Source organism: Succinispira mobilis DSM 6222 (genome assembly GCF_000384135.1).
Classification (GTDB): Bacteria; Bacillota; Negativicutes; order Acidaminococcales; family Succinispiraceae; genus Succinispira; species Succinispira mobilis.
In genome coordinates this window covers 377,345-390,504 of record NZ_KB913028.1, presented here as the reverse complement: position 1 = coordinate 390,504, position 13,160 = coordinate 377,345, and the positions used below count along the sequence as shown (strand labels likewise).

Genomic DNA, 13,160 nt, shown 5'->3' with positions numbered 1-13,160 from the left:
AACCCATAAATGTTTAATAAATTTTACTCGGGAGGATTATTATGCATAAAGCAAAAAAAGCCCTGCTAGTCGGTGCCGTTACCGTCGCCCTAGCTGTTAGTTTAACCGCTTGTGGCAACAAGCAAGCCGCGATGCAACCTAAACAAGTTCCTGTGTTAACCATGCATGTTATCCAAAAAGACACACCTATGGTTTATGAATTTGTTGGTGAAGTAGAAGCACGCGATGAAGTGCCTATTAAAGCTAATGTTTCTGGCACAGTTATTGCCAAGCATGTCAAAGGCGGCGAATACGTTACCAAAGGACAACCGTTATTTACAATTGATGCGCGTCAATATGAAGCTACAACTTGGAATGCGCGGGCCCAACTCGCTGATGCCAGAGCCACGCTTTCTAGAGTACAACGCGATGTAGCCCGTTACGAAACTCTAGCTTCGCAAAACGCCATTGCCCGTCAAACCCTCGACAATATTCGTGCCGAAGAACAACAAGCCTTAGCGCAAGTAGAAGCGCGTAGTGCTAGTTTAAATCAAGCTGAAGTAGATCTCAACGATACTTTAGTACGCTCACCCATTGATGGCAAGCTAGATACCAAAGATATCAGCATTGGTACTTATGCTAAACTTGGCGATACGGTTCTAGCTACAGTTTCCTCAACTGATCCCGTACGTGTTAAGTTTAGTATCAGTGAAAATGAATATATTAAATTGGTTCAAGCGCGCCAAAATTTACAAACAGCCACTTCTCGCGACTTAGAGTTAACCTTAAGCGATGGTACTGTTTATAAATATAAAGGTAAAGTTGAACAAGTGGATCGTGCTTTAAGTAGCAATACGGGAACACTTACTATTAAAGCTGTTTTCGACAATCCAGATGGACTACTTGTCCCTGGAATGTTTGCCCGCCTCAAAGCCCAAGGCGATGTTCGCCCTAACGCACTGTTAGTGCCCCAAAAAGCCGTACAAGAATTATTAGATAAAACATTTATCAGCGTCGTAAACGCTGAAGGTAAGTCCGAAATGCGCGCCGTAAAAATGGGGGCACGGATTGGGAACCTTTGGTTAGTAGAAAGTGGTTTACAAGCAGGCGACGTTATCATTGTCGAAGGCTTCCAAAAAGCACCAACAGGCACTCCTGTAGCTGCTAAAGAAGTTACGCTTGAAGAATTATATAAAAAAGACGCAAAATAGGGGAGGATTCTAAATGGCAAGATTTTTTATAGATCGCCCGGTATTTGCGATAGTTCTATCAATTTTTATTACCTTGGCTGGTCTTATCTCAATTTTCAACTTGCCAATCGCCCAATATCCTCAAATCAGTCCTCCACGGGTAACAGTTTCGACTAACTATGTCGGGGCTAGTGCTGAAACCGTTGAACAATCCGTAGCTCAAGCTATTGAGCAACAGGTTAACGGGGTAGAGGGAATGATCGATATGCGTTCTACTTCAGATAATAGTGGTGGTTACAAACTTTCAGCTATTTTCGAAATTGGACGTGACGGCGACATGGCTAGTGTGCAGGTGCAAAACCGTGTAGCACAAGCAAATTCACAGTTACCATCTGAAGTAATAACCTCGGGAATAAACACAAAAAAAGAAGCTGCGGATACAGTTATGTTTTTTGCCATCTATTCACCTGAAGGTTCTTATAACAGTTTATTTTTAAAGAACTATGCTAGTATTAACTTAATTGAAGATTTAAAACGGATCAAAGGTATTGGTAGTATTAGTGAATACGGTCCAGAATATAGTATGCGGATTTGGTTACATCCTGATAAAATGGCTCAATTAGGCGTAACTGCCACGGATATTTCTACGGCTATTAAATCGCAAAATACCCAAACTCCGGCTGGTTCTATCGGTAAATTACCGTCGATTAAGGAACAGCAATTTGAATATTCCGCCCAAGTACGGGGCCGTTTAGTTAATGAAGATGAATTCAAAAATATTATTGTAAAAGCTAATTCTGATGGCTCTTTCTTAAAACTTGGCGACATTGCTGATGTTAGGTTAGATGCTAAAGATTTATCTACTGTTGGTAATATCAATGGCAGTGAAGCGGTAATTTTTGCAATTCAATTAACTCCAGAAGCTAATGCGATGGAAACAGTTGCCGAAGTGCAACGTGTAATGAAAGAAACCGAACAACGTTTTCCACCAGATTTAAAGCTAATTACCGTTATGGATAACACGCAATTTATTCGTGAATCCATGGTAGAAGTTATTAAGACTTTTACGGAAGCTTTGCTCTTAGTTTTAATTATCGTGTTTATTTTCTTACAAAGTTGGCAAGCGACAATGATTCCGATGTTAGCTGTACCAGTTTCGCTAATCGGAACTTTTGCTTCCTTTATTTTCCTCGGTTTCAGTATCAATACTTTAACCTTATTTGCGATGGTACTCGCCATCGGTCTAGTAGTTGATGATGCGATCGTCGTAGTTGAGGCGGTAGAGCATCATATTAAAGTTACTAAACTTTCTCCTAAAGAAGCTACTTATCGGGCCATGGAAGAGGTTTCTGGTCCAGTTGTGGCGATTGCTTTCGTATTGGCCTCGGTATTTATCCCTGTAGCTTTCTTCGGGGGAACAGCTGGAGTATTATATAAACAATTTGCGATAACTATTTCAGTATCTATGGCTTTATCGGCCTTAGTAGCTTTAACACTTACACCTGCCCTTTGCGCCATGTTGCTTAAACCACATGCTGAAACTGCGCATAAAGGTATGGTGGCTAGATTTTTCGATAAATTCAATGCTTGGTTCGAGCGTCTAACTGGTCGTTATACTAAAGGAGTAACTTCTAGTATTCGCCTGTGGAAAACCTCCCTGGCTTGCTTATTGATAGTTTGCGTATTGGCGATTGCGATTATGCGCGTTTTGCCATCCGGTTTCGTACCTGATGAGGATCAAGGTTATTTCTTAGCCTCGATCAGTCTGCCGGAAGCAGCTTCCAATGTGCGTACTCAAGCTGTTGGGCAAGAGATCATCAAAAAAGTACGCTCAATCCCTGGCGTAAGTAATGTAATTTTAGTTTCTGGTTTAGATATCTTAGTTATGGCTCCTAAATCAAGTGGAGCCTTACTTGTTGTGGGTTTAGATCCTTGGTCAGATCGGAAAACTGTCCAAACTCAAGTTCAATCAGTTATCGGTCAAGTTTATGGTATCGGCATGTCTATGCCTGAAGTTACTTTATTACCATTTAATGCCGCCGCGTTACCTGGAGCTAGTAGCACCGGTTCGCTATCGATGGCTATCCAAGATCGTAGTGGTGGTAGTATCCAAGAAATGAGTGAGCAATCGAATAAATTTATTGCCGCGGCACGTAAACGCCCCGAATTAGGCTCGATTTATTCAACTTTCCGCGCTGATACCCCAAGTTATCGTTTTGAAGTAGATCGGGAAAAAGCCGAAAAACTCGGTGTACCGGTAAATCAAGTATTCAGTGCTTTGCAAACCTTCCTAGGAGGCTTGCAAGTTAATGACTTTAATCGTTTTGGTCGTACTTGGAAAGTTATTATGCAAGCCGAACCAGAGTTTCGGGCGGATGTTGATTCGCTACGTTTCTTCTTTGTCCGCAGTAACAATGGCACTATGGTACCACTAAATACTTTAGTAACACCTGTTACTTCCTCGGGGCCATCTACGGTAACTCGTTTTAACGCAACCCGCTCCTTTAATATCGGCGGTAGTCCAGCTCCTGGTTATAGTACCGGACAAGCTATGGCCGCTTTAGAGGAAGTAGCCGCGCAAACTTTACCAGGCACTTACAGCTATGACTGGGTTGACCAAAGTCGTGATGAAAAACAATCTAGTGGTCGTTCCTCCATGATCTTTGGTTTTGCAATTTTGTTTGCCTTCTTATGTCTGGCTGCCCTTTATGAAAGTTGGAGCATTCCTTTTGCCGTACTGTTATCAGTCCCAACGGCTGTGCTCGGGGCTGTATTATTCCAATATGCCCGCGGTTTACAAAATAATGTCTATATGCAAATTGGGCTAGTAATGCTCATTGGTTTGGCAGCTAAAAATGCAATCTTAATTGTAGAGTTTGCTAAACAAGGGGTAGATCAAGGCAAAGATATTGTCGAAGCCGCAATTGAAGGGGCTAAGCTCCGTTTACGCCCAATTCTCATGACCTCCTTTGCCTTTATCTTAGGTTGTGTGCCTTTGGCAATGGCTAGTGGTGCCGGCGCTGGTGCTCGTAATGCTATGGGTACTGCGGTTGTTGGCGGGATGATTATGGCAACAATTTTAGGGATATTTATTATTCCTGTATTATTTGTTACTGTAGAACGCCTAATTCATAAATTTAGTCGCAAAAAGAAAGTTTTATAAGCAACAGTTACTAACCTGATGCAAAAAGTTAATATCTAAAACAACAAAATTGTCCCGAATTGCCTTATCAGCAACTCGGGACAATTTTTAAATTTTTAGTCATCAAGACCTATCATTATCGTTAGCTAAGTTGCCTTAAATCTAAGGCCAAAATTTTTCGCTAAGCTATTTTAACTACATATTTTACTATTGTCTATGTTTTTATTTCGCTAGGCAAATATTTGTTGTAAAGCTAACACATTTAAAATACTTACAATTACTCCTAAAACAATCATCGTCCATTTTGTTAGGGGACGATTTTTATATTTCCCCATTACTTTTTCTTGCGAAGTTAGGTAAACTTGCAAGGCCAAAGTTACTGGCAATTGCACACTCAAGGCCATTTGGGAGTAAATTAACGCTTGAAAGGGATCGGAGATGAAAAAGATAATCAATAAGCCACCGATTAAGGTTAATAACACGCCCGTTTTAGAATGTTTATCAGCGATATCATAGGGTTCTTTAAATATCCCCGCATAAATACTGCCACCAGCCATCCCCGCTGTAATCGTTGAAGAAAATCCGGCAAACAATAGGGCCAAAGCAAAAATCAAGCCCGCATATTCTCCTACTAAAGGTATTAATAAGTTATACGCTTGTTCCAGCTCTTCTACGGGAATTTTAGCGGCAAAAAAAGTAGCTGCAGCCAAAATTATCATCGCACTATTAATTGCCCAACCCACAAGCATCGAAAAAATCGTATCAAACAATTCATATTTTAATTGCTTAACAATTACACTTTCATCTTGTAGATTCCACTGGCGACTTTGAATAACTTCCGAATGTAAAAACAGATTATGAGGCATTACCACCGCCCCTAAAATACAAATTATCAAGGGCAAAGCTTCACTAGTAACCTGTGGTACTACCCAAGCATAGGCGCTTTTACCCCAGTCTACATCCAGCATAAAAATTTCTAATAAAAAAGAGATCCCAATTAAGGAAACAAACGCCATAATAATCTTCTCTAACTTATAGTAGGAATTGGTAAGTAACGCCAGTACACAAGCGATACAAACTAAGGTGCCGCCGATTTTTATCGGTAAGCCAAACAGCATTTTCAGAGCAATTGCCCCACCTAAAATTTCCGCCAAAGCAGTAAAAACCGTTGCCAGCACACCTGTGCTTAAAACAAACCGACCCAACCAAGGATGTAAATATTCGCTGGCAGCCTCTGATAAACATTTTCCCGTGACAATCCCTAAATGAGCCGCATTGTGTTGCAAAATTATTAAAGTTAAGGTGGCAAAAGTCACAACCCATAACAACATATAGCCAAACTGGCTGCCTGCGGCAATATTGGCCGCCCAATTGCCTGGATCAATAAAGCCCACGGTAATTAAGAGTCCTGGGCCAATGTATTTTAAAAAGGCAAATGCATTCTTGTAGTTAGAATATTTTTCGGAATGCGTAAAAATTTTCAGCATAGCTTGACCTCGTTTCTTTTTAGTCTTTATTGCTAACTATTTTGCTAGCTGTTCCTAGCTGTTTATCGTTCTGCAATTACTTTATTGCTCCAGATAAACTAATTACAGTCTTGTAAGATTAGCCAATAGTGCTTGTATTGGCCGAGTTTTTGTCCAAAGAGCTGTATCTATATCTTAACATATTCTAGGTTTTTTTCAATTTTTTTATATTTTTTATATCATTTCCGCCTAAGACCAAGTCCTAATTCTCCACAAAAAGTTTTTTTAGCCTAAGTACTGTGCTATAATAAAGATTACCAAAACTTTGCGAGGTATAATTTCCTATGAAAATGCGGCATTTACAAGCATCGCTAGCTTTAGCAAAAATCTATTTTAATTCGGAACATAAGCGGCAAGCATGGCTGTTTAGCTTAACAATTATCACCCTAACTTTTGCCCATGTATACCTCTTAGTCTTGCTTAATCGCTGGAACAATACTTTCTATGGAGCCTTGCAAGAGTATAATACGCAGATAATGTTTTCTTCGTTAGGTGAATTTAGCTTACTTGCGGGAATCTATATTTTAGTTGCAGTTTATTCTTTTTATCTGCAACAAATTCTCGAGCTACATTGGCGCACTCATCTTACCAAAGTGTTTATTGAAGATTGGTTAAGCCAACGCACCTACTATCTCTTACAATTAACTAATCACGATACAGACAATCCCGACCAACGGATTAGTGAGGATATTAAGTTATTTACGAATATCACTATTACCCTAACAGTAGGATTTTTGCGTTCTGTAGGTACTTTCGTGGCCTTTGTTTTTATCTTATGGCGCTTATCTGGTAAAACCATTATTCCTTGGCTAAATATCCCCCTAGATGGTTATTTAGTGTATGTGGCCTTAATCTATGCTACTTTAGGCAGTTATCTGGCCCATAAAATCGGTAAAAAATTAATCGACTTAAATTATCTACAACAACAAAAAGAAGCTAATTTTCGTTTTGCCTTGGTTCGCCTCCGCGAAAACAGTGAAAATATTGCTTTTTATCGTGGCGAAAATCTTGAACAACTTAATTTTATCAATTATTTTACGCAAGTCATTCGTAACTTTAAAAAAATTATCAGCAAGCGCAAACAACTAGTCTGGTATAATTCTTTCTATGGACAGATTGCGATTATTTTTCCTTTTTTAGTCAGTATGCCCCGTTATTTGGCGCGAGAAATCAATCTCGGTGGCCTAATGCAAATAGCTTCGGCTTTTGGGCGTGTCCAAGATGCACTTTCTTTCTTTGTGGATGCTTATACTTCTATTGCCGAATGGCAAGCCGTAGTCGAACGGTTAAGCAATTTTCAAAATGATATGCAAGCTATGCAAAATTTACAGCAGGCTCGACAAATCAACTATCACCAAAGCTCCCAAGCTACATTACAACTAACTAATTTGAATATCTATCTCCCCAATCAAGTATCCTTGTTAAAAGATCTCAACTTAGAACTAAACCCTGGGGAACATTTATTAATCAAAGGGGCTAGTGGTAGTGGCAAAAGCACTTTAATGCGTACCTTAGCTGGTTTATGGCTATTAGGCAGCGGCCTAATTAAACTACCCAGCGGACAAAAAACCATGTTTTTGCCGCAACGCACCTATTTACCGTTAGGTAGCCTGCGCCAAGCAATTTTATATCCCCAAACTGAACCTGTTGCCGATAGTTTGATTAAATTAGCCTTAACTAGTTGTGCACTCGATTATTTGTCCGAACAGCTAGATACTACGGCTGATTGGTCGCATATTCTCTCTTTAGGGGAACAACAGCGTATTGCTATTGCGCGTGCACTGTTATTAAAGCCGCAATGGTTATTTTTAGATGAAGCCACTAGTGCTTTAGATAGTAAACTCGAAGCACAGGTATATCTAGCCTTACAAGAACAAATTCCTCAACTTACTTTACTAAGTGTAGCCCACAAACCCACACTAGATCAGTTTCATCAGCAACTACTCGAACTCCGTGGCTGTGGCACTTGGCAGTTAACAAAATTATAATTGACTTATTTACGCTAAACTATTAAACAATAAATTTATAATGGAGGTGTCCTCTTATGTTACCAAAGAGAGTTTTAGGTCGAACTAATCTTGAAGTTAGTGCTATCAGTTTAGGCGCACTACCGCTGCAACGTTGCACTTTCCCAGAAGCTCAAGAAGTTTTAACTACGGCTTTGGCTCAAGGCATTAATTTTATTGATACAGCTCGTGCTTACACCGATAGTGAACAAAAAATCGGTCAATTTTTGAGTTCCCGCCGCAACGAGTTTTTTTTGGCTACCAAAAGCATGGCTCGTAGTTATCAAGCAATGTGTCAAGATATCGACACCAGTCTTGCGGAACTCCAAACCGATTATATTGATTTATATCAAATTCACAATGCTAAATTAGCCACGGATTTACAACAAGTTTTAGCGCCAGAAGGAGCTCTAAAAGCACTAAAAGAAGCTAAACTTGCGGGCAAAATTGGGCATATTGGTATAACTGGGCACAGTGTAGCTATCCTCAAGCAAGCTGTGCAGACTGGGGAATTTGACACTGTCCAAGTTCCTTATAATTTTATTGAACAAACAGCTGCGCAAGAATTATTTCCCCTAGCCCGCGCTCAAAACATGGGTATTATTATCATGAAACCACTAGGTGGCGGACAAATTTCTCAAGTGGAGTTATCTTTACGCTTTATTCTGCAACAACCTGATGTAGTCTTAATTCCTGGGATGGATACCGCTGCCCAGGTCCAACAAAATTTACAGGTTTTACAACCTTATCAATCTTTAACTGTCTCAGAATTAGCTAAACTTCAAGCTGAAGCAGATATTGTCGGCAAAACTTTTTGTCGCCGTTGTGGTTATTGTTTGCCCTGCGTAAAAGGGATTGATATCCCGCAAATTTTTATTTTTAAAATACAATACGAGCGTTATGGCCTTAAAGCAGCAATTCCACAACGTTATAACAATCTTGCCGTAAAAGCTTCGGCCTGCATTGGTTGTGGGGTTTGCGAGAAACGTTGCCCTTATGATATTCCTATTCGCCAACGTCTCCAAGAAATGCGCCAGCTCATGGAGGTTTAATGAAGTTATCTTTTGCTGTTGCCAGCAAGCGTATTTTGCAATTTATGTTGCCTATTTTACTAACCATGCTTACTGTCGCGGGCATGAATGCTATTGATATTATTATGTCTGGACACGCAAGCACGGCTGATTTAGCTGGTGTTTCGGTGGGTAATAGTATTTGGTTTCCTATTTACACCGGTTTTAATGGTGTAATTATTGCCTTAACTACAATAATTGCCCATTTGTTAGGGCAAAATAAGCCCCAAGAAGTAAGCACTGCCCTAAAGCATGGCTTATATTTAGCCATACTTACAGGCGCTGCGATAATTTTCTTTATTAATTTAATTATTAGTAATATTAACTACTTCATTACTATTGAACCCTATGTTCAAGAAGTTGCAGTTGGTTATATTCGAGCAATTTCTTGGGGTGTAATCCCCCTCTGTCTTTGTAATACTTTGCGACAATTCATCGAAGCCCTAAATTTCGCCCGCATTATTTCTTTGGTTTACCTCAGTGCCTTGCCACTAAATGCTTTGATTAATTATGGTTTGATTTTTGGCAATTGGGGTTTACCGAAACTTGGCGGTATTGGGGCTGGTTATGCTACATCTATAACCTATACAATAATTTGTTTAATTTTACTGATTATCATCACCCAGCAACAACCGTTTGCTAGCTATCGTATTTTTCAAATTATTCGCCTAGATTATCGCATTTTTTTCGAACAATTAAGGCTTGGCTTACCAATTGGATTTTCAATTTTTTTGGAAATGAGTATCTTCAGTCTTACCGCTTTAATCATTTCTAAATTCGGGACCGTAACTATTGCTGCCAATCAGGCTGCCTTTAGCGCCGTTACGATTATCTATATGTTCTTACTTAGTTTATCAATTGCCTTAAATATTATTATTAGCTATGAACTGGGCGCAAATAATCCGGTGACTGCCAAACAATTCGCCCACTACGGTTTAAAATTTTCGCTGTTTTTGTCTTTGGCTGTAATCGTATTATTGTTTTTTACTCGCGCCCAAGTCGCAGCTTTATATAGTAATGACCCGACTGTACAAATACTTATTCAAGATTTTTTAGTATATGTCTTATTTTATCAACTTGCCGATGCTATTTTAACTCCTAGCCAAGGAATTTTGCGCGCCTACAAAGATGTTAATATGGCTTTTTACATCGCTCTAATTTCCTACTGGCTAGTATGTTTCCCAATTGGTTATATTCTCGATAATTATTATAATTTTGGTGCTGTAGCCTATTGGAACGGCTTTGTCTGCGGGATGAGTGTCGGCGCCTTAATTTCTTTGTATCGAATTAATTATTTACAAAAAACTAGTCTGCCTAAAATTTAACTATTTTCAAGCAAAGGATTTGATGTTATTGATACGCAACTTGCATGCCACGCGTAAATTATTTTTATTAGTTTTAGATATTATCGCTATTATCTTAGCCGCCTATTTAGGTATCTATTTGGAATTTTATGATAGTAGCCAAAAAGTTTTTAGTACTCACTACTACTCTATACCCTTGATGATCTTATTGTTTGGCTTACTGTTTAATATTACCAACATGTTTTCTCTATCGCGGAAACGTTTTGGGGAAATTCTCTTGGGTATTGTCATTAATACTCTAGCGATGTTTATTATTTTAATGGCTGTAAGCTTCTTTTTCCGAGAATTTCTCTATTCACGCACCGTGCTGGTGTATTCGGCTTTATTGCAAATTTTCTTATTAAGTATCGTCAATTATACTTTTTGGCGGATTGAGCGCTCTTTAATTGTGCCCAAACGGCTCTTAATCATTGGTGATGACTGTGAATGTGCTCGCATTCAGAGCAAGATAAAAATCCAATCGGGCAATGTTTTCGCGGCGCAACAATATTGTCTAGACTACCAAGCCGATTGGCAAAAACTTTTGCCCCAAGTAGATACTATTGCCCTCGCCAACAATCTCACCTTAGTCCAAAAAGAGCAAATCCTACATTTTTGTCATCAAATGGGCAAACAGATTTTAATCTTCCCTTCTGCCTATGAGGTTTTCTGTCAAAACATGCTTTTAGAAACGCTCGATGATGTCCCAGTGTTTAAGTCTAATTATCTACGACCTACTCTAGAACAGCGCTCGCTAAAGCGAATTTTTGATTTTAGCATCGCCTTAGTTGCAATTATTGTTTTTGCACCAATAATGCTATTAGTAGCTATCGCCATCTATCTAGATGATCCTGGCAAAGTTATTTATACTCAACAACGTGTCGGTCGTGACGAACAAGAATTTACCATTGTTAAATTCCGCAGCATGCGCCTAGATGCAGAACGCGGTACTGGACCAGTTTTAGCTAAACAAGATGATGATCGCATTACTCGCATCGGGGCCTTTATTCGCCGCACGCGCTTAGATGAATTACCGCAATTATTTAATGTCCTCTTCGGACAAATGAGTCTTGTCGGCCCCCGCCCAGAAAGAATGTATTTTGTAGAGCAATATAAGCTTGATTTCCCTGAATATGCCTATCGACATACTGTAAAACCGGGCATTACCGGCATGGCTCAAGTTTATGGCAAATATAATACTACTGCTTATGATAAACTCGTCTATGATTTAATGTATATTCAAAAATGTAATATCTTTACGGATATTATTATTCTTATTCAAACTATTAAAGTTTTGTTTATTAAAAGCAGTACCGAAGGAGTCTGATAGTTATGGCTAAGCAACAACTACTAAAAATATTTTTCACTTTTTTCAAAATCGGTCTCTTCACCATCGGCGGTGGCTTAGCCATGATTCCCATTATTCAAGACGAATTTGTCAACAAGCAAAAATGGTTAAATGATCAAGATGTAACTAATGTGTTAGCTTTATCGCAAGCTTTGCCTGGAGTTATTGCCATCAATTCGGCTACTTTTGTAGGCTATAAAATTGCGGGGATTTTAGGCTCTTTTTTAGCTACGCTCGGCGTAATCCTGCCTTCTTTTATTATCATTTTTCTCCTTAGTTTGTTTTATGATAGTAATATTACCCAAAACCTCTATATTCATAAAGCCTTTGTTGGCTTTAATGCTGGAGTTACGGCACTTATTTTTCTTACAACAGTGCGGATGCTAAAAAATATCCTAAATTCAAACTTTGCTCTTTTTTTAGCAATCCTTACGGTCAGTTCGGTATTACTATTTAATACCGATATCTCCGTAGTCGTTTTGGTTAGTGCTACACTCAGCTATCTTTATCACTATATAAAAGCTCTGCGGGAGGTGCAATCTTAATGAACATCTTGCAAGAACTTTTTACCGTTTTTTTCAAAATCGGCCTGTTTTCTTTTGGGGGCGGTTATACTATTTTATCAGTTATTCAAAATGAAATAGTTTCCCGCAACTGGCTAAGTCTCGCTGAATATGCTCAAATAGTTACTATTTCGCAGATGACCCCTGGTCCGATTGTAATTAATGCCGCGACCTTTGTGGGAAGTAAAATGTGTCCCCAAAGTCTACTTAGCGCTTTTCTAGGGGCATTTGTAGCTACGGTCGGTGTTGGCTTGCCCTCTTTTTTTATTGTCTTAGCTGTCGCAAAGTCTTTAAAAGAATTCCAGAGTTCTACCGCCGTAAAATACATAATGGCTGGAATTCGTCCAGCCATTATTGGATTTATGTTTGTAGCCAGCTTAGCCTTCGGGAAGCTCGCATTTTTTTATGATCTAGATTTGGGCTTGCAACTTACTAACTTAAATCCTTGGGGATTTTTAATCTTTTTAATAGCTTGCTATTTAAACTATTACCGCAACCTTTCACCTATTAAGCTTATTTTATTTTGCGGTGTACTTGGGTTAGTTTTACTGTAAGGCGTGCCCGTTGTTGTTTAGTAATGCGGGCAATTACACCCACCACTAAAATACCTACAGCAATTGCCCCTGATTCCATGCTTGCTCTGAGCAAAATGGTCATTCCATCCGAGCTATAATCATTGAGAAATAAGTTCATTGCTTTGTAAATTGAATACCCTGGCACTAAGACCACGATACCTGGAACCACATAAATGGTTACAGGTTTTTTTTCGCGGCGCGCATAAATTTCTCCCAAAAAGGCAATAACAATACTAGCTAATAGATTAGCATTAATCGAGGATAAGAGCACAAAATCCCGTAAAGCTACAAATGTCACCCAACCCGCCCCGCCAGTAATTCCTGCCGCAATAAACGTATTTAAAGGGGCATTAAACAACAGAGAAAAACTTGCTGTTGCACAAAATGCCGCCACAAAATGCAATAATAAAATTTCCAT

At 39.2% G+C, this 13,160-nt stretch carries 10 protein-coding genes; 8 read left to right on the top strand and 2 right to left on the bottom strand.

The features are described from left to right. Positions 1 to 41: 41 nt before the first annotated feature. Together SUCMO_RS0101860 and SUCMO_RS0101855 are read left to right on the top strand one after the other, a co-directional pair. Positions 42 to 1,190, top strand: a complete 1,149-nt coding sequence (locus SUCMO_RS0101860) for an efflux RND transporter periplasmic adaptor subunit (protein ID WP_019878718.1) — start codon at positions 42 to 44, stop codon at positions 1,188 to 1,190. Between the two features lie 13 nt (positions 1,191 to 1,203). Next, positions 1,204 to 4,332 (top strand): efflux RND transporter permease subunit, encoded by a 3,129-nt coding sequence (locus SUCMO_RS0101855; protein WP_019878716.1) that lies wholly within the window; start codon positions 1,204 to 1,206, stop codon positions 4,330 to 4,332. A gap of 209 nt (positions 4,333 to 4,541) precedes the next feature. On the opposite strand, the gene SUCMO_RS0101850 is transcribed toward SUCMO_RS0101855, so the two are convergent. Then, a complete protein-coding gene (locus SUCMO_RS0101850; RefSeq protein ID WP_019878715.1) occupies positions 4,542 to 5,798 on the bottom strand; it encodes an Nramp family divalent metal transporter in 1,257 nt (418 codons plus the stop codon). Positions 5,799 to 6,121: 323 nt separating this feature from the next. Here SUCMO_RS0101850 and SUCMO_RS0101845 point away from each other — a divergent pair, with 323 nt between their 5' ends. Genes SUCMO_RS0101845 through SUCMO_RS0101820 form a run of 6 tightly spaced genes read left to right on the top strand, consistent with a single transcriptional unit; the run spans position 6,122 to position 12,721 of the window. Continuing rightward, entirely contained in the window at positions 6,122 to 7,825 is a 1,704-nt protein-coding gene (locus tag SUCMO_RS0101845) for an ABC transporter ATP-binding protein/permease (RefSeq protein ID WP_019878714.1), read from the top strand. Between the two features lie 56 nt (positions 7,826 to 7,881). After that, positions 7,882 to 8,895 (top strand): aldo/keto reductase, encoded by a 1,014-nt coding sequence (locus SUCMO_RS0101840; protein WP_019878713.1) that lies wholly within the window; start codon positions 7,882 to 7,884, stop codon positions 8,893 to 8,895. Continuing rightward, positions 8,895 to 10,238: an MATE family efflux transporter gene (locus tag SUCMO_RS0101835; protein WP_019878712.1), complete on the top strand. Its 1,344-nt coding sequence runs from the start codon at positions 8,895 to 8,897 to the stop codon at positions 10,236 to 10,238. Before SUCMO_RS0101840 ends, SUCMO_RS0101835 begins: the two co-directional genes overlap by 1 nt. A 22-nt stretch (positions 10,239 to 10,260) precedes the next feature. After that, on the top strand, positions 10,261 to 11,583 hold the full coding sequence (locus SUCMO_RS0101830; RefSeq protein WP_051084554.1) for a sugar transferase: 1,323 nt from the start codon (positions 10,261 to 10,263) through the stop codon (positions 11,581 to 11,583). A gap of 5 nt (positions 11,584 to 11,588) precedes the next feature. Next, the gene (locus SUCMO_RS0101825) at positions 11,589 to 12,149 is read left to right on the top strand and encodes a chromate transporter (RefSeq protein ID WP_019878710.1); all 561 of its coding nucleotides are present in this window, start codon (positions 11,589 to 11,591) and stop codon (positions 12,147 to 12,149) included. Beyond that, the gene (locus SUCMO_RS0101820) at positions 12,149 to 12,721 is read left to right on the top strand and encodes a chromate transporter (protein ID WP_019878709.1); all 573 of its coding nucleotides are present in this window, start codon (positions 12,149 to 12,151) and stop codon (positions 12,719 to 12,721) included. Before SUCMO_RS0101825 ends, SUCMO_RS0101820 begins: the two co-directional genes overlap by 1 nt. Here SUCMO_RS0101820 and SUCMO_RS0101815 read toward each other — a convergent pair. Further along, positions 12,681 to 13,160 (bottom strand): threonine/serine exporter family protein, encoded by a 480-nt coding sequence (locus SUCMO_RS0101815; protein ID WP_019878708.1) that lies wholly within the window; start codon positions 13,158 to 13,160, stop codon positions 12,681 to 12,683. The genes SUCMO_RS0101820 and SUCMO_RS0101815 overlap by 41 nt on opposite strands.